General features: G+C 67.4%; 9 protein-coding genes and 3 pseudogenes. 2 read left to right on the plus strand and 10 right to left on the minus strand.

Going from position 1 to position 18,048, the window contains the following annotated elements:
• Positions 1-100: 100 nt before the first annotated feature.
• The 7 genes and pseudogenes from PV734_RS40970 to PV734_RS41000 form a co-directional block, all read right to left on the minus strand.
• Positions 101-382, minus strand: a complete 282-nt coding sequence (locus PV734_RS40970; RefSeq protein WP_415924351.1) for a hypothetical protein — start codon at positions 380-382, stop codon at positions 101-103.
• Between the two features lie 161 nt (positions 383-543).
• Positions 544-681 (minus strand): annotated as a pseudogene (locus tag PV734_RS40975) (UDP pyrophosphate phosphatase); the annotation flags it as partial.
• A gap of 415 nt (positions 682-1,096) precedes the next feature.
• Positions 1,097-1,948 (minus strand): annotated as a pseudogene (locus PV734_RS40980) (IS256 family transposase); the annotation flags it as partial.
• A 452-nt stretch (positions 1,949-2,400) separates the two neighbouring features.
• Positions 2,401-6,369 (minus strand): SAV_2336 N-terminal domain-related protein, encoded by a 3,969-nt coding sequence (locus PV734_RS40985; protein WP_267892907.1) that lies wholly within the window; start codon positions 6,367-6,369, stop codon positions 2,401-2,403.
• Positions 6,370-6,417: 48 nt separating this feature from the next.
• A complete protein-coding gene (locus tag PV734_RS40990; RefSeq protein ID WP_079076717.1) occupies positions 6,418-7,413 on the minus strand; it encodes an AAA family ATPase in 996 nt (331 codons plus the stop codon).
• Positions 7,410-9,746 (minus strand): caspase family protein, encoded by a 2,337-nt coding sequence (locus PV734_RS40995; RefSeq protein WP_060903300.1) that lies wholly within the window; start codon positions 9,744-9,746, stop codon positions 7,410-7,412. The genes PV734_RS40990 and PV734_RS40995 overlap by 4 nt, the downstream gene beginning before the upstream one ends.
• The gene (locus tag PV734_RS41000; protein ID WP_063819718.1) at positions 9,734-10,909 is read right to left on the minus strand and encodes a hypothetical protein; all 1,176 of its coding nucleotides are present in this window, start codon (positions 10,907-10,909) and stop codon (positions 9,734-9,736) included. Before PV734_RS41000 ends, PV734_RS40995 begins: the two co-directional genes overlap by 13 nt.
• A 382-nt stretch (positions 10,910-11,291) precedes the next feature.
• Between PV734_RS41000 and PV734_RS41005 the strand changes: the two genes are divergently transcribed.
• Both PV734_RS41005 and PV734_RS41010 read left to right on the plus strand, forming a co-directional pair.
• Positions 11,292-11,756 carry a prevent-host-death protein gene (locus PV734_RS41005; protein ID WP_060903302.1) on the plus strand — a complete coding sequence of 155 codons (465 nt, stop codon included), beginning with the start codon at positions 11,292-11,294 and terminating at the stop codon, positions 11,754-11,756.
• 2 nt (positions 11,757-11,758) lie between these two features.
• Positions 11,759-12,109 carry a hypothetical protein gene (locus PV734_RS41010; RefSeq protein ID WP_060903303.1) on the plus strand — a complete coding sequence of 117 codons (351 nt, stop codon included), beginning with the start codon at positions 11,759-11,761 and terminating at the stop codon, positions 12,107-12,109.
• A gap of 320 nt (positions 12,110-12,429) precedes the next feature.
• Here the strand turns inward: PV734_RS41010 and PV734_RS45980 are convergent.
• The 3 genes and pseudogenes from PV734_RS45980 to PV734_RS41025 form a co-directional block, all read right to left on the minus strand.
• Positions 12,430-13,840, minus strand: a pseudogene (locus PV734_RS45980) (IS701 family transposase).
• A 181-nt stretch (positions 13,841-14,021) separates the two neighbouring features.
• Positions 14,022-15,536 carry a serine/threonine-protein kinase gene (locus PV734_RS41020; protein ID WP_060903304.1) on the minus strand — a complete coding sequence of 505 codons (1,515 nt, stop codon included), beginning with the start codon at positions 15,534-15,536 and terminating at the stop codon, positions 14,022-14,024.
• Between the two features lie 543 nt (positions 15,537-16,079).
• On the minus strand, positions 16,080-17,624 hold the full coding sequence (locus tag PV734_RS41025) for a hypothetical protein (protein WP_060903309.1): 1,545 nt from the start codon (positions 17,622-17,624) through the stop codon (positions 16,080-16,082).
• Positions 17,625-18,048 lie beyond the last annotated feature (424 nt).

Below are 18,048 nucleotides of genomic sequence, written 5' to 3' on the forward strand. Positions count from 1 at the left end.
ACCGCGGATGTCGGGGTTGCCGCCGACTCCTTGACGTCAGTCAGGAGACCCTCCCGGGACACCTCGGTCAAGTGATCACCGGGAGGGCCTTCGCGTGCCCTCATCGGCATGTGCCGCCGAGCGTGACCTCGATTCCCGTGTCGGCGAGGATCGTGTCGAGCAGTTCGGGGAACTTCCCGTTCCGGTCCCGGATCACGTAGCGGGCCCGGCAGCCGGCGTCCTGGAGATCCATGACGAGGTTCCTGGCGGGCTGCGCAGTCCAGGAGGCGGTCGGGTGCGCCATCGCGCCCAGGACGCGGATGCGCCCGCCGGCGATGCCTGGGACACGGTGGATGAGCGGCTGTGTTTCCGCGTGGCGAGGGTCGCGGCCCGGGCCGGACATGAACCTCAGCCGACCCGCTCTGCTCTCTGTGCGGAAGGGCCCGTACGGCAGGCCGTGCGGGCCCTTCCGTGTCATCCCGGCTTTGCGGACGCACACACCCTAGGGGGAGCGCGTCCCGCCAGCCGGGAAATGCTGGATGGTGCTACATGTGTGGCCCGGGATCAGGACCCGGACTCCGCCGCGTGCGGGCTCAGCGCCCCCGTCGTGACCAGCGCGATGATGACGATGCCGAGGGCGACGCGGTAGTAGACGAACGGCATGAAGCTCTTGTGTGAGATGAACTTCATGAACGAAACTATGTCGACGTGTCCTGAGCGGCTTTGACCTGCTGGTTTCCACCATTTTTCAAGATCGAATGGTAGAGCAGTGGGAGATGGCGCCTTTCCAGTGCCCTCCCTCGCCGACCACGAATGGCGCAGCCACCTGCTTTGCAGCGAATCGGCAATCTCCTGCTCCATGGCCAGGGCAACGTGCGAGTGGAGACCATCCACGCCGGCGACCTCGTGGCCCATGCGGGTCTCCACGGCGATGCGACTGTGTCGATCTTCGTCCAGCCACTCCTTGCCGCCGTGACGAAGCAGGTACAGCCGCTTTCCGGCGTTCGTGGTCGCGGGGAACCGGCCCCTGACCCGCGGCCAAACTGTTCAACAAGGCACTGGCCGCAGTGCGCGCCCCGGTCGCTCACCAGCCCGGATGAGATTTTCGGCAAGGGCAGGGCTGGATGAAGATGGTGCGGATGGTCGCCGCGACCATTTCCCCGGATCCCTTCGGGATCACGGAGAACACATTCCTCAGGAAATGGACACGACAGCGCTGCCAGGCGGCGCCGAGCATGACCTTGCGGATCGCGGCCACCAGACCGCTGTGGCTGTCGGAGATGACCAGGCGGACCCCGCCCAGGCCGCGTTCGCGCAGGGAGCGCAGGAACTTGCTCCAGAATGCTTCGGTCTCGCTGTCACCGACCATCACACCGAGCACCTCACGGCCGCCGTCCTCGCTGATGCCGGTGGCGATGACCACGGCCTGGGAGGCGATCCGATGGTTCACGCGGACCTTGCAGTAGGTCGCGTCGAGGTAGAGGTAGGGGAAGCGGCTGTGGTCCAGCGGCCGGCCGCGGAAGATGGTGAGCTGTTCGTCCAGGTCACCGCAGATCCGTGAGACCTCGCTCTTGGAGATGCCGCTATCCGCGCCGAGCGCTTTGACCAGGTCGTCGACCGAGCGGGTGGACACCCTGTGCACGTACGCCTCCATGATGACCGCGTACAGAGCCTGGTCGATGCGGCGGCGCCGTTCCAGCAGGCTGGGGAAGAAGCTGCCGCTGCGCAGCTTCGGGATGGCCAGGTCCAGATCGCCGGCCTGGGTGGCCAGGGTCTTCTCCCGATGGCCGTTGCGGAAGGCGGTGCGGTCCTCGGTGCGCTCGTTCCACTGGGCGCTGATCCGGCCGCTGAGTTCGGCCTCGATCAGCTCCTGCAGCATGCGCTCGGCGCCGTTGCGGACGAGCTTGATTCCGTCCGCCGTGCGTAGTGACTCCAGCAGGCGTTGTAGGTCAGACCGGGACAAGGCCATCGGGCACCTCCCGGGTTGAACTGGCCGTTCACCAGGGAGATTTGCACGGTGGCCTGCCTTGTGCGCAGGGAGCGGAGACCGTTACCGGATGCACGCCCCGGGCATCCGCCCGCGCACACCCGCATGGTGATCGCCTACACCATCACACGGGACGCCATCCCAGCCTGAACGCCGCGGGCGAGGCATGGGAACGCCAAAGACAAGGTGCGAGGGCAACGCCCGCGGCAGTCACGGGACTTTCTTGGCCCCCGCCCTGTCCGTGCCGAGATTCTCGTCCGTGCAGGTCAGGCCGCATGCTGGTACTCGTGGAGGTGCCGCCGAGGCGGTCGCGTCGTCGTATGTCGAGGTGGGCGATGGCGTCCGGGGGACGCACCGGGTTTCTGGAGGAGTTGCGCGGGCCCAGACCAACTGGTCCGGGCCCGCGCAACGCGATGCCGTGCTTCAACCACGTCCTACTCCGGAGGCGGCGTCACCAGCTTCGTAGCGCTGGGGTCGACGTCCGCAGCACAGGCCAGGGTCGGCAGGTCGCGGTCGAGCAGGCCGTTCATTTCGATGGCCGCCCGGCTGAGCAGGTGGGCGGCCTGGACGGACTGGCCGTCGGCGACGGCGGCGTAGAACCGGGCGGCATAGGTGATGGCGTCGACGTCGCCGATGGTGTCGGACATGCCGATGGCGAAGGGCACGGTGTCGACCAGCTTCCCGGTCTGGGCCGCAGAGTGGCAGGAGTTGAGCAGGACCAGCAGCGGCTTGTCGTCCACGGCGGCGATGGCCCGGGCGAAGGCGCCGGCGCTGACGATGGCACCTTCGTGGAAGCCGTCCTCGCCTTTCTCGAATGCGATCAGGTCCTGCGTGCTGTGACCGGAGAAGTGCACGACGTGGGGACGGAACCTGGTCAGCGCGTCCAGGAAGACGTCCGCCGTCGCGGCCGGGTGGAGATCCAGGTCGACAAGGTCTCGATGGGTGGCACTCTGCACGGCCGCACGAATCCTCTGCTGCTCCTGGCCGACTCGCAGATCACCGGCGGAGGCGGCCGCCAGCAGCAGCACCCGCAGTTTCTCCGGCTTCGGGGCCCGCAGTTCCCTCATCACCATGCGCACCTCGCCCTCCGTCGCCGTCAGGCGGCTCTCGATCTTCTGCTGCTCAGCTGCGGCACGCCGCTGCGTCTTCTGCTGTTCACGCTGGCGAGCCTTCTCCGCGGCCGCCCGCTCGGCCTGTTCCGCTTTCGCCAGCTTGGCCGACAGGTCAGCTGCCTCTTTGGAGAGCTTGCCCACCTTGGCGCTCCACGTGCTGGCGTCCTGGCCCGCCTTGTTGGCCTCGTTCTCGTACCGCTGGGCAGCACGCAGCTTGCTGTTGACGGTGCTCTGGCTGCTCGCCTTGGCGGCGGCCGATCGCTCCTTTGTGGCCTTCGCGCGCTTGTCGGCTTCCTTCTTGCGGAACTCGCCGACCTTCTTCTCCGCGTCAGCGCGAGCCTTGTTCTTCCTGTCCAGCTGGCTCCGGTAGTAACTGGCGTTCATGGAGGTGCCCTTCTGCGGTTCCCGTTTAGCCAGGTTATGGCCTCCCGCTGACAAGGCTTCGTCTGCCATGACGGCGTTCGAGGGGGACGGGGCAAAGGGTTCCGAGAGGCGGAAGTGTTCGGGCAGGCTAGACAGCAGCCAAGCCCAGGCCTGAAGGTTCTTGCTTCTCACGTTCACACGTTGGAAGCGTCCGTGGAAGGCTGGCACTTCCTCATAGAGGGTCTCGGAGACGAGGAGTGCGCACTCGGATTGCGGCTCGCGCAGCGCATCTGAGCCGACGAGCCGATTGACACGCTCCACGCTCTCCCCAGCAAAACCGTACCTCCCCGTAACGACGGCTCCTGAGTCCATCGCGACTCTCAGGCGCATGGTGTGCCCCTGTTCAAGGGCGTGCCGAAGCGCTTGGGCGAGGCCCTCGGCGAATCCAGGTACAGCCCTTGCTTCGTCTGCCCCCGGGGGCAGGAGGATGAGGACGCCATCGCCTTGGTCGTGGCGGACGCACGCGTCAGGCTCGACCCCCGCCGCTTGTATCGCATGGCGAAGAGCACCATCGAGATTCTCGTGCCATGACTGTCGTGAAGCCGCGGTCATCGCCGCGAACCCCACGGTGTCGACGGCGATACATACCCTGCGGATCGCTGGCGCCGCACCATTTTGGAAACGCAGACCAGTGATCATCCTGTTGGGATGGGACGGCGGCGCGTAGCCGATGACGCATTCCTCGAGCGGGGCTGGCCCGGCAGGCTTCTCGTCGTCGTCCACGGCCACAACGAAACCTGCGACAAAGGAATCACCCGACAACCCCAGATGGTGCTCGGTCTGTGTGAAAGCAGCCTTCCAAGAGAAGGGCGTTCCGGTCCGTTTGAACTCCACTGGGCAGTACCGGCCGTCGATGCGCCAGAGCAGGTCGAACCGACGTGTGTCCTCCGGGCCGAGCCGACGTTCACGGTCTAGGTGGAGTCCTCGCCCGTCAAGGAATTGCGAAAGATCCTCGGCAATCTCCGTCTCCGTCATTCGCGAGCCGTCAGACCGGGCGTGGACGTAGAGAAGCAAGTGGAGAAGCAGAAGGTCCGTGTCCTGTGGGGTGCTGCCCACTCGGGCGAAAGCGGCTTGGACCTCCGAAGGGCACAGGTGCAGCAGCGATTCCACATACTGCGCACGCAGACGGGGTCTCACGTCGGCGGGCGGCTCGCCGCGGCGCTCCGCGACCGTGTCCACCAGATTCACGACGGAATCCCAGCGAGGAATATCCGCTTCGCCGGAGAGTGTGGCGATGCCTAGTTCTTCGGACAGCAAGTCCAGGGATTCGTCCAGTCCGTCGTTCGACACCCATGCGAACGCAGGCTCGGCGGAGAGTTCCCCGGTGGTCGGGGACAGCACAGCTCTGTCGGAGGCAGCGTCGTGGGCTTCGGCGTTCGGGAGTCCCAGGCGTGCCTGCAACGCGGGCCCGAGGTAGGCGAACGGTGTGGCGGTCACTTGGTCGTCCGGGCCCAGGGGCCACGCGGGGAAGTCCGAGGAGTGGCCGATCAGGGACTCGATGCGCTCTCCCACCCATCGGCCGCAGTCAAGGAGTTCGGTGGTGGGGACGGCGTCGAGCAGCAGATCCTTTGCTTCGGCTGTGAAGTCGAACAATTGGTGGCGGCCGGTGAACTGCGCGTCCCCGGATGGCAGAAGGGGTTGCATCAGTCCGCCCAGGAGGACCTCGGCCAGCGGTGCGGCCCCCTGCCGCTGGTGGAGGCAGGAGTGGACGAGTTGCATCACGGGCACGGTGACGGGAGCCATGGCCGCCAGATGCGCGGCCAGGCGCACCGCTTCGGGCGAGGCAGCGCGGCCGAAGTCCCGGACGGAGACGCGGCTGGGCTTGCCAGCAGGTGTCTGGGGCCGGTGGGGTGACCACAGGCGTACCGGCATGGGGCGCCCGACCATGGTGTTCACGGCGGCCCAGGTCGAGAAGCCGGTCGGGGTGAGGTCCAGTACGGGGACGGGAACGGGCGGAGGCGGGGCGACACTCGGGGGGAGTACCTGGTCCGTCACTGTCCAGGCGCTGTTCGGCACGCCCGGGCGGGGCGAGGTGACCTGCCAGGTGTCCGCCCGTACGCCGGAGCCCGCCCACAGTCGACGGGGGAGGGTGTGGATCACGGCGGTGGGACCGTTGCGGGCCCATCCTTCGAGTACGGGTCGGATCCGTCCGTCGCGCCAGGCGGCCGCCGCGCCGTCGGTCACCACCAGCACCATGGTGCGTCCGGAGGCGTCCGTGACGCACTCGGTCGGTCGGGTCGCCATGGTGGTGTTCCACGGGCGCCCTAGTCTGACTCCGGCCTCCTCGGTGGTGTAGCGGATCTGGTGGATCTCCACCTGGCGGAAGGCTCCACTGCGTTCGAGGAGCCCCTTGAGTTCGGCGCACTGGCGCTCCCACAGGAGCATGGACATGCCGCCGTCGATGATCAGGGTTAGCCGAAGCCATCGCTCCGGCTGGGCACGCAGCGCAAGCTGCGGACTGCGGGTGTCGGCCTGAAGGTCGGCCGTCGCCACTTCGTCGACCTCGCTGTGCTGTCGGCTCGGGACGCGCCGCTTCAGAGGACGCAGCGCTCTGCCGAGCGGCAGGGTCCGGCCGAGGGCCCGGTCACCTGGGGTCCGCAGGGCCCCGGTCGGTGTTCCGGCGGCGGGGCCGGAGAGCACTGCGAGGTGGGGTTGTTGGGCGGCCTCTGCTTGCGCTGTCAGCTGATCAGCCCCTGCCCTGGGGAGGTCTTGTGGGCCCGGCTCCGAGAGAGTGTCTGACAGGGCGGGGGCGGTGCTCGGTGCCTGCGGGTCCGTTGTGCTCCTGGCATAGCGGGTCAGGGGCGCCGCCGGGCCGGACGGGACGCGTGCTGCGAGCCAGAGGACGTCCAGAAAGTCTTCCGGCTCCATGGGCAGCTCGGTGCTTGCCAGGATCCTCCGCAGTTTTGCGAACACGTCTCAGCCGTCCGCGTTGAGCCGGTGCAGAACCGTCCGCAACAGACCGCCGCCGTCCAGCCGGGCACCGCCGTGGCGCAGGAACACGGCGTTGAGGAGCTGGTCGGTGGCGAGTTCCCCGATAGCTCGCTGGGCCAGGAACGCCTGTACCAGATCACCGGCGTCAGCGAGAGCATCCGGCCCGAGGTGGCTTTCGATGATCTTCTCCAGACGCTCCTTGTCCGGGTCGCCGAGGTGCAGGGGCAGGCAGCGGCGGCGGAACGCCGGGGGGAAGTCACGTTCGCCGTTGCTGGTGATGACGACGAGGGGGAACTCGGTGCAGCGCACCATCCCCCTGTGTACCCTCGCCCGCTGGTGCGGATCAGCGGTGAGGACGTCGATGTCGGCCTGGTCCTCGGGCAGTCTGGACAGTTCCGGGATCTCGAAGGTGCCTTCTTCGAAGATGGTGAGGAGGTCGTTCGGCAGGTCGATGTCGCCCTTGTCCAGCTCGTCGACGAGCAGCACCCGGGGGCCCTGCGTAGCAACGAACGCGGTGCCTACCGGGCCCAGCCGCAGGAATGAGCCGATGTCGGGCCCGACCTCCCCCGGGCTCCGGTTGAGGCCACTCTGCTGCAGCCGTCCGATGGCGTCGTAACGGTAGAGCGCCTCCTGGAGCGTGGACCGGCTGTTAACCGGCCAGTGCAGTACCGGGCCCAGATCCAGTTCATGCGCGATGGCGGCCGCGAGCGAGGACTTGCCGGTGCCGGGGTGTCCGGTGACGAGCAGCGGCCGGCGCAGGTGGATAGCGGCGTTGATGACGTCCGTCTCCTCGTGGCCGATCACGTAGGGGGACTCACCCGGTGTGGTGCCGTATCCCATGCCTCCGAACCGCCGCCAGGGCGGAGCCTCAGGAATCGTGACGCTGCGCCGCAGGCCATCTCCTCGGAAGATGCGCCAGCCCTCGTCATCTGCGGCGGAGCCGGTGGCCGTGGAAGTATCCGTCTCGGGCTGATGCGTCATCGGGGACTCGCCTCTTCGGAATCGGAGGAACCGGTCGGTTCGGACAGTTCGGTGAGCGACAGTACGGGCGGCAGCGGCCGGTCTGCGGCTTCCAGCAGTACGGCGGGGCGTACGGGGTGGGCGATGGGGTCCGCGCAGGTTTTAGCCCGGTAGCTCCGAACACGCTCAGGCAACGACTCCACGGCCGCCTGTGGCTGCAAGGGGGCGAAGTAAGTGTCCGGGACCGGACCTGTTGCCTGCCGGTCCCACAGCACGACCGGACAGCCGAGTTGAAGCGCTGCCTGGACCAGCCGCTCCCGGCCTCCCGGTCCGGCCCGCACCACGGCACGGGCCGCGCAGAGGTCGTCCATCAACGCCCCGTACGCCGCGTATCCCTCGGCGTGCCGGTCGTCGAGGTAGATCACCGTATTGTCGTGCCGCCCCGCCCATCGGCGCTCCAGTGCGGCCCGGCGCTGCTCCTCGCGATCGTCGGAGGCCAGGGGCAGAGCGCGCAGCACAGTTTCCCACTCCACACCTAACAGGGTGGGCCGCAGGTCCCCCTCGTCTGAGCCGTTCCAGGCGTCGACGGGCAGCTGCACGGCGTCCGGCTGCAGCAGGATCTCGACGAGCGCGGTCTCGCCGGTGGCCTCGCGCAGCCGCGACACCGTCTGCGCGATACTGCGCACCACTTCCCGTGGTGAGAGGGGTTCCGCGCTTTGCGCGGCGGCCGGTGCGAGGTCGCCCGAACCCGTGTGGGTCCACAGCGCACAGGTGAAGCGTTCGCCGCCGTCACCGCCGCCGAGGACGCTGCGGTCCGGCGGCTCCGCGTCCAGCAGCGCTACGACACGCGGTCGGCCGCTGGCTGTGCCAAGCGAGCTACACCACGTTAGCGCGTCGGCGCGCCGCTCTGCCAGACCGGCTTCCTCGACCCCCAGTCTGCGGGCCACCCTGTCTCCCCACTCGCGCAGTTCCCCGCAGACTTGGGGGGTGAGCGCGGCGAGCAGTTCGGTGAAGCGGATGACCGCAGGAACCAGCTGTGTTCCCGGGTGCGCAACGCTCTGCCCGCCTGTGTATTCCTCGAAGTGCTCCACGCACGCCATGAGGTGAGCGACGGTGGGTCTGTGTGCGCCGCCCTCCGCGGTCGGCGGCAACCATGCCTCGGCGAAAGGCTGTGCGTCCCGTACAGCGGCGATTACATGGGCCATCGGCGGCAGTGTCGGGGGCCGACCGAGCAGTTCCTCCAGCGAGGCGTACTCCAAGGGGGACAGCAGACCGGGCGCCCCGTGGCTGCGGCCCAGCGCCAGCAACTGGTCGGCCGACCTCCGGTCTTGTATGCCTACCACCTCTACGACGGCGGCCATAGCCCGTTCCACCGTGAGCAGCGCGTGGGCGATCTGCTCATCGGTGGGACATGGCCCCAGCTGCACCTGCGGGCAGTGCGTGGCGAGGTGTTCGACGCACCGGGTCCGCAGATCCTCGTCCCTGAGTACGCCGTGCAGGACGAGGACGAGCTGGCTCCGGCCGGTCGACGCCGGCAGCGGAGCGCGGCCTGGTGACACCAGCTCTTCCCGGGAGCCGTCCAGGCTCCGGATCTCGATACTGACCGGAGTCTGCAACTCGGGCGTCCGTCCCTTGACATGGGTGAGGAGAGCGGTCAGATCCGGTCGCAAGTCGACGGAGTTCGCCTCCAGCCAGTCGAGTACGGCGTGAGAGAAGACCCCGCTGCTCAGGGCCGCGTCGTTCTCCGCGACCTGGCCGGCGGCGGCCGCGCACAAGGCGAACTGCTGGACACCACGCCGGCGAACCGTGGGGAAGTCGGCGATCGCGGGTCCCGTCGGGTGGTGATGGTGCTCCAGGAAAGTCGCGCATGCGTCGAAGAGCAGAACCTGCTGTCCGAAGCCGTCCAGATCGTCGCGCTGGAGGTACTCAAGCAGGTTGGCTGTACTGATGCAGCGCTTGTCGTTCGGGGTAGCCTCGGGGCACAGCAGCAAACGCCGGTCCCCCTGCGCCAGAACGCCATGGCTGCCCCAGAAGACATAGAGCAGATCGCCGCTGCGCCTGTCGAGGCCGGTGGTGAAAGCATCCATGAGCTGGCCCCGCTGCCAGGTCGGCTGCCAGGTCAGTTCACCGGACTCGGTCAGAGGTTCGAGCCGACATCGGCTGTCCTCCCCAGGGGCCAGCAGGAGCTGGATGTTCGCCTCAGGCACACCGCCTTTGCGCAGCCATCTGTAGAAGCGCAGGGCGTCGTCCACAGCGCCGGGCAGATCCCAGTCGGGGTTCCGGGGGTACCGTTCGAGTCCGACAACCACGGCGTGGACACGTGCCGGATCGTCGACGGCGTTCAGCTGAGCCATGTGCCGACTGCGTCCCAGACCTTGCGGTTGGACCAATAGGCGCTGTGCGCGAAGGGGAACGGCTGTCGGTTGTCGACCTCGTGATCGGTAGCGATGGTGGAGAAGACCTGCGCGGCCCGGAACGACAGTAGGTCGCGGCGATCGTAGATATTGAGCCAGCGCTGGGGGAAGTGCCTGGGAAGCGGGTGCGGGTGTTCGAGTGAGACCAGGGCACCTGCCTCGTAGAAGAAGGGAGCCTGGGAGCCGACGGTGATCAGCTGGTCGACCCGGTCGACCTCCTCCTGCACCATGAGGTCCACACAGGCCACTCCGCCCAGGCTGTGGGCGATCACGGTGACTGCGTCTCCGGGGGCGTGCTCGATGGTGCGCTTGATCAGCTGGCGCAGGGCGTGCCCGCGGGCCTGGTAGCGCAGGATGTCGCCGACCGCAGGCATGATGAGGTCGTCGTTGTGCTTGCCTCGCCGCCGTCGAGCGTGCCTGGTCAGCGCGAGCAGTGCGGGGGTGGCGGCGGCCTTGGCTACCGTTCCCCCCAGCGTGCGCCCCTTCGTCCGCAGCTCAGCGCTGATCAGCGAGAGCAAGGCGTCCCGTTGGATGCCTTCGAGGGAGTCGAAGCCGTCATCCGCTGCCTCTGCAAGCGTCGCGGCGACGATGGCTCGGGCGAATGCGTGCCGGTGCTCATAGCCGCCTTCCTCTGCCGTGGCTGCGGCGTCCCGCAGCTCCGGCGACTCGGCGACCGTCCGCACCGCGCGGTCGAGGGCGCCGTCCAGCCCGTGTTCCGCGAAGGCGTCTCGCACACGGGGAGACGCGACGTAGCCGGAGAGTTCGTCGAGCAGCTTCTGCGCGGGGCTCTGTCCACGCCCCATTCCCGAGGCGACGGCGGGACGAAGGCCCAGCAGACGCAGTTCGTAGCCGGGGTCTTGGTAGAGCACGCCCCAGACGGCCACGTCCTCGTCCTCTCTGCGCCCGCCGCCGGAGTCGGAGTAGCCGGGGATGCTCGCGCCCTCAAGCGCCAGCCCCGCGCCAGCCTCACGGCCCCAGAAGCAGCCCCGCACTTCGGCCCTGGGTTGCAGCCCCGCTAACTCCGATCGCACCGTGGCGAACGTCTTGTTGTACGACTCCTCGCGCACTCCGGTGCCATGGACGAAAACCACTGAGCGCTGCACGTTCCCCCACCCCACGGACGCATAGGACCTGGCGTCGTCGCCCGGCCACCTGATGCTAGTGCGGCTGTCCGTGGCAGGCCACCGCCGACAGCGTCTGCGGGTGTGGCGGCCAGGTGGGCGGTCCTGCGGGGGTACCCCCCCGCTCGACACCACCCGTACACCAGTCCCCACCAGGACGGATGAGTTTTTCGGCAGGCGCAAGGTAAGCAGCTCTGTAAGTGCGCGCCCCATCTCGACGATCGACCGGCTGTGAGTTCGGGTCTGACTCAAGCATCAAGGAAGGCTGAGATCTGGCATCGGACCGCATTCGGAGGTCGAGCCTGGCGCACGCACTCTGCGGCCTCCACTAGACTTCCGAATACGTTCCGAATACTATGGATCCATGACCATAGCAGCAGGCCTCCCCGTGGCGACTCGGCGCTCCTCGGACCTGAGCAAGCACTCCGCCGAGGTCTTCGCCGAGGCCGAGGCCCACCCCGTGACGGTGACCCGGCGCGACGGCGAGGCTCTGGTCCTGATGTCGCAGCGCGAGGCCGAGGGTCGTGCCCGCTTGCTGAACTTTGCCGCGCAGCTCATTACCGTCACCCTTGACGACCGCGGCTCGCTCGCCGAGCGGATGTCCAAGGCCTTTCCTTGGATGCTTGCGCTGTCGCCGGCCGACCGGGAGTCCTGCGCGCGGGACCTCGTCGATGCGGCGCGCGCGTCGTTCTCCACCGGCCAGCCGCACCTCGCGATCGCAGAGCTGACCTCCTGGAAGGAGACGGCCACCGCCGTCGCGGCCGGGCTCAGCAGCGGCAGCGCCGGTCTGGAGTGGCTCGACGACGATGAGACCGTGGAGCGTCCGTAGCCGTGGCGGCCGCCAGGAAGGGCGAGCCGGTTCCTCGCCCTCCGAAGAAGACCGAATACGAGATCCGCTTCGCCACAGCCGACGCGCAGAAGGGATGGCGCGACCTCGTCGCGACGATCCGCAACCCCATGACGGAGACCTGGGACTTCCTCACACGGACGCCACTGTCCACGACGCCGACGAACTACCGGCTCAAGGGTGAGCTCGGCGTCATCGAGCGTGGCGGCGCGGCCCATGAGCGGTGGCAGCACAAACCGACTGCGAAGGGCACCGCGCGCATCTGGTTCTACGTCTATGAGCGCACGGTCTTCCTGGAGCAGGTGCACACGAGCCACCCGAACGAGACGAAGTAGGCCAGCTTCGTAGCGTCGCGCATCGTCGGTGAGCGCGCATCTGAGTGGGATGATCGCTGTGCGACTGCCGCGGCTGGGGACTTTGACTTCACCCGAGGGTGGCGCGGGCTTGGGAAGGGGCGACTCGACCTCCCGATCACTCCGCGGATGGGAAGCCTCTGCGTGAAGCGGCTTCGCAAGCTTGAGATACGGAGCGGGCGAGAACAGCGCCAGCCCCAGGACGAAGTACACCACCAACCGGGCAGAGAGCAGGCGCCTGCGTTACTCACCGCGTCCGCACGCGGCCACTACCGGTGGTTCGTTAAATCCGGAGGTAGAGGTCAATGCCGTGTCTGGTGGTGACCGCATCGATCAGTGCCTGGAGTTCGGAGGGCGGGTCGGTGTCCGTCCAGGCTCGCCACCATCGGTTGAGGGTGACGGCAGGGGTGAGCCAGGAACGGATGGCCCGTAACGCCCTTGGCCAGCAGGGCCGTTGGGGCTGGTGGGACGGAGCCGGCCCCCCTCTCTGGCCCCTCGTCGGGGCACGGGTCCGGCGCGGTGGCGTCCAGGGGTCCAGGTGGGGCGAACCATTGGTCCCAGCAGAAGGAGAAGGCGCAGTTGACCAGGGTCTGGTGGCGGCGAATGGCACGGTCGGAGCGGACTTGGAAGTCTGCCCAGCCGAGTTCGTCCTAGACCTGTTTGTAGCTCTGCTCGATCCACGGCCGCAGGCCGTAGAGACGGACGATCTCGGCGAGGGCAGCCGGCGGGTGCGGGCTGGTGGTGGCGTGGGGAGCGTCGGGGTGGGGCAGGTTGGTGGCCAGGTACCAAGTGGCCTTCTCCGGCAACGTAGCCGGGTCGGTGGTGGCCACGACCAGCCGGCAGGGTGAGTCGGGTCCGTAGCCGCCCAGGCGGGCATCGGCGGCCCACCAGGTCTCGGTGTGCCCGTCGCGGAAGTGACGCTCCACGGGCGTCCAGTCGCCCGGATGCTTGGCGTCGCGCCAGGTCAGGGCGTGGCTGGCTTCGATGGGGGTGTGCGGCTGGTCGGCCGGGGCCCAGGTGCCGCGGTGCGGTTTGAGGGCCACCACGTAGGCCAGGCTGGCCTCGCGCAGTGCGAGGTACCAGTCGTCGCTGACTCAAGTAGGCGCAGTCGGCGACCACCGCCCGGCAGCCGAAGCCCGCCGCCTTCCCGCGGGCCGCGAGGGCAGCGGCCAGCTGCGGTTTCGTACGGAAGGCCGGATCGGACCGGCCGCGGGCAAAGTGGTGAGCGGGGGTGTAGGGAGTCGCATGCAGCGGGTAGTACACGCGGCCGTCGGTCCACACCGTGGTCACCGTGACGATGCCGTTGTCCGTCTTGCCCAACCGGCCCAGCCACTGCCGGCCCACGTGCGCGGTCGCCGTGCCGTCCTTGCGGTCCCCGGAGTCGTCGATCACGATGACCCCGTCGTCGTGCGGGGCGGTCGCCGGCTGCTCGCGTAGCAGCTCAAGCCGCCGGTCGTTGATCAGCTCGGCCTCCCACGGCGACTCGGACAGGAAGAACTGCAGCCGCTGTACCCCCGGCGTCCCCGCACCGGCCACCGGTTCTGCCCCTGCCAGACAGGTGATCGTCTTGTTCCGCTCCCGTGGCGCCAGCAGCCCGGTCAGGTACTCACGAAAGCCCAGCCGCTGGGCCAGGCCGAAGAAGAGGTCGTCGAACCGGGCCGTGTACTCCTCCAACGGCCCCGGCGCGGGCGGACACGGACGGCGAGCGGTCATCTTCAGCCCCCAGCAAGCCAATTGACTCCTACCACCGACCTACGACCAACCCGGCCTGCAGTCAACCCACACCATCACCGGATTTAACGAACTACCGGTAACCGGGCGGATCGAGGCAGCCACCGGGGTCAGGCCGATCCGCCCAAGTTAGTCGATCACGCTCGCGCCTGTCCGTCGGTCGTCAGTCGTCGTCGGAATCGATGAAAGTACCGAGACCGCTTCGCAGCACGGGATGCAGGGTTCGGATTACCGCACTGCCCACAGTCCACTCGATGAACGGTTGTCCAGCCATGCGGAGTCCTTCGAGAGCGGCGACCGCGTCCTCGGGCGTTCGGATCTTCTGTAGAATATCGACGGCAACATCACGCACATGCCAACGATTATGGTTAGTGCCCAGATGGGCAAGCCCGCGGACGGCCTCTCGGAGAATGATCGCATCACCCGTGGCTACGACAGCACGGCGAGCAAAATCCGCAAGGATGTCGCACATTCCGAAATCAAAGGCCCCCTCCAGGCAACTCGCGAACGCCTGGAAGATGCCGGTGAAGCCTGCGGGGTTCTGCTGCCACCACCACTCCACTGAATCCGACGGCAGGGCGCTAAGGGCCCAGGAAAATTCCCCCATGTCCTCGTCGTCACTGAAGTCCAGCTCGTCTGCCCAGCGAACGAACTCGTCGAGGGCGGCTTCATCCACGACACGACCGGCCTTGAGGCGGGGGCGCAGGCGTCCCGCCTTCTCCTCGGCGGTTTCCCATCGCCCGGTCGGCGCCGGGGCGACCGCCGATTCGATGGCCGCCAGCAACTCGGTCGCACTGGCATGGCGCTGGCCGCGATCCTGGGAGATCGCACGCTGGATCACGCCCCGCAGCGGTCCGGCCGGCACAACGTCGTCCACCGGGGTGCCACCCGTCAGAAGCGCCTGCATGATCTTGCCTGCGGAATAGATGTCCGCGCGCTCATCAACATGCTTGGCATCCCTCCACTGCTCAGGGGCAACATAAAATCGGGTTCCAAAGCCGTCGAAGGTGGAGGTGAGGAGACCACTCTCCTCCACTACTCGCGCGAGCCCGAAATCAGCAATAGCCCAAACCCCATCAGGAGTTCGCAGCACGTTCCCCGGCTTCAGATCGCGATGAAGAATCCCTTGACTGTGAATATATGCAAGTCCGGCGCAGATGTCCCGCATCACGGCAGCCACGTCCTCGGCCTTCATGACGCTGCCGACTTCGTCGGAGAGGACGCCTCGGGCTAGCGGCATTGCATACCACAGGCCCAGGTCTTCATCTTTCCCGCTCGCCAGCAGCTTCATGACGTTTGCATGGCCGAACGTGGACATCAGGCGGAGTTCCCGCTCGAACCGAGCAACAGTCTCCACGTCGAGTGCATGCGTCTGCTGCAGGACCTTTACGGCCACCTGATCGTCATCACCCGCCTCAAGGTCTCGCGCGCCGAACACGACGGCGAACCCGCCGCCATCGATCTCTGCCCCGAGTTCGAATCGGCGCCCGACCGAACGAGGCTGCCCAACGGGGGCGGGGCGCCCCGCCCCACGTCTCAGACCACTGCTTCCCCACCGCCGGATGATGTCCAGATCCCAGATGTCGCCAGCGCTGAGGGAGGCCACCGGGGCCGGGAAATCATCGCTCTGACGGAGCTTGGCGACCTGCTGCCGACTGACTCCGAGCTCAGCCGCCACTTCCGAGACTCCGCCGATACGGCGGAACGGCCTAATATTAGTTGTCATGAGGTCAACCATACACCAATGGTTGACCTCACGTCGCCTATTGCCTCGATGCCTGCGACAGTCGACCTCCTGCGACAGCTTGACAGTTCACATAACCAAGGACTCGACGTACGGGCGCTTCTGCGCACCGATAGACGGGTGTTTCGGAGGTCACTGGGTGTTTTACCTATGGGTCAATGGTGTGATCGACAGGTTTGGTCCCCCCCCCGGGGCCTGGTGAGCTCGCATCAAGCGACGCGTGGCTCCAGCTGACGGTCGGCGCCCCCTGCCCGGCGTTGTGCAGGCGAACTCCGGGCACCGGCACCTACCTCCCTGCGCCGCTCTTGGCGAGGCATTCGCGGAGTTCCAATACCCGACTCCACCCTTATACCTTCAACCGGACGCGCACAAGGCCGTTATTGGTGGCGGGGAGCGCTTGGACGTTCCGCTCACCATCGCCGCATGAATGATCCTTCGCCCTGTCCCCTTACGGACAGGGCGGAGGCGTCGCCCTGATCAGGGGCGCTGTGCGACCTCCTCTTCGGGCGGTGTCCAGCGACCCTTGCTGTCGAACGGCCAGGGGTGGGTGTAGAGATCGCCCTGAAGGAGTTCGCGCAGAGCCTCACGGCTGGCCGGGGGATCCGGCGGAGTTCCCAGCGGCGCGCACAGTGGATCAATCCGGTCTGCGTACGCCTCAGCCCACTGCAGCCACTCCAGCTCCTCCGCCGCAGCGGATGCGCCGTCGGCTCTCGTGCGGGCCGCGCGGCAGAAGGCGCGGATCTCGTCGGCCCGACGCCGTGCCTCCATCTGCTCGACCAGGACATTCGCTCGATGCCGCTCAACTTGTCGCACCCGTGCCTGCGCAACAGCCGCGTACCAGCGGCGTCGCTGCTCGGCCTTGCGGAGTTCCTCTTCCCGCAGCTGTCGTTCGGCCGCCTCGGCACGTTGTTCGAGATCGTGCAGAAGGTGCCCCAGGCGGTACTCCAGCGTCCACCGTGCGCTGTCCCTGTGGGTGTACGAATGCTGGTACCAGCTTTTGGCGGGCGCACCGAGTTCGAGGCGTCCGTTGAACTCGTGGTCGTACTTGGGGATACGCGTCCAAGGATTGCGTAGCTGTTGGCGGATCTCCTGAGCGGTCGGCTCGTGTGGCACCTTGGTCGTCTGCTCTGTGATCGCGAGCGGGAGCGCGTGTCCGCGGATGACGATGACCATCTGGTGTTCGGCTTGGCCGCGATGGAGATCGGTCCGGGTCTCCACCTGGTAGCCGCGGCTTTCCGCCTCGGTAAGGAGCGCGTGCATGATCCGCAGGGCACGGTCGGCCTGCTCCCGCGACACGTGCAGAGGGATGACCTCGGGCGTCCCGCGGGTGTCGACTACGGTCTTGGACCTGCCGAGGGCCTTGCACGTGGCACGGACGAGCTGATGGGGACGGCCCAGCACGTCGGGGACGTCGATGGTCGGTACCGGCGGCGGTTGCGCAGCTCTCTCGGCTTCCTCGTCGACCAACGTGAAGACGCAGTCGCCACGCTGCCGTCCGGTCCAGCGCAGCTTGAGCTCTCCTGGCACGTGATCGTGATGGAGCGCGTCGTAGAAGGCCGCCCGCCACCGCCCCCGGGTCTGCGGGCCCGGATCAGGGACGGTGAGCTTCCAGATAGTCGCGGACTGCAGTCGAGCGATCAGCTCGGCTCCGTCGGTAGGAGCGCGCTCGGCCTGTTCGGCATCACCGGCCAAGCGCTCCTTCTCGGCTTGGACCTCCTTGGGATGCTTGCCGTGTTTGAGGAAGTAGCGGCCGTCCGACGTCACCACTGCGACGTGCCCGCTACCGCGCCAGTTCCGCTTGATCAGCCCGCGCTGCTCAAGGGCCCAAGCCGTGTTCGAACTCTTGGGAGCGATGGGCACGGCACTGGGCGCTGCACCGATCTGGCGGAGCATGGCAGCCTGCTGTTCAGTCAGCGTGTACTTCACGAGCTTCGGCTCCACCTCGACGAGCTGCGGGCAGACCACCAAGGTAGGGCCGATGAATAGGCTCGGAACGCTTCCCGTCGCCCGTTCGGGTTCCACCACCCGAACCTGGTCGTGTTGAGGTCAGCCAATGGTGTAGGGGGTTGCCGGGCTCAACCCGTCGAACAGCGTGCCGGGGCTGCTCTTTGGGCTCGGATCGTACGGCGGCAGGTCCTTGCGTTGGCATGCGCTGATTGCGCTGGGCTCATTACCCTGTGTCGTGGGGGAGCGCCGAGGTTCGCGGGGACAGGGATGAGCACGGGGGAAGCGGTGCGTCGAAGGGCCGCGGAAGGCCTGGACCCGACATACACCCGCCCACGCTCTTCTCGACCGTGAAAGAGAAAGCCATCGGGCAGAGTACGGACGTATCCGATCTCTCATACTTAGACCGTGTCCTACATGGTCAGTTTCCGGAGCCGTTTGTAGCAGCAAAGGGCTGCGGCCAGTCCGAGAAAGGCCAGGTAGTTGCCTGGTTTCCGCTCGT

It is taken from the genome of Streptomyces sp. AK08-02 (assembly GCF_033795085.1).
Lineage (GTDB): Bacteria > Actinomycetota > Actinomycetes > Streptomycetales > Streptomycetaceae > Streptomyces > Streptomyces echiniscabiei.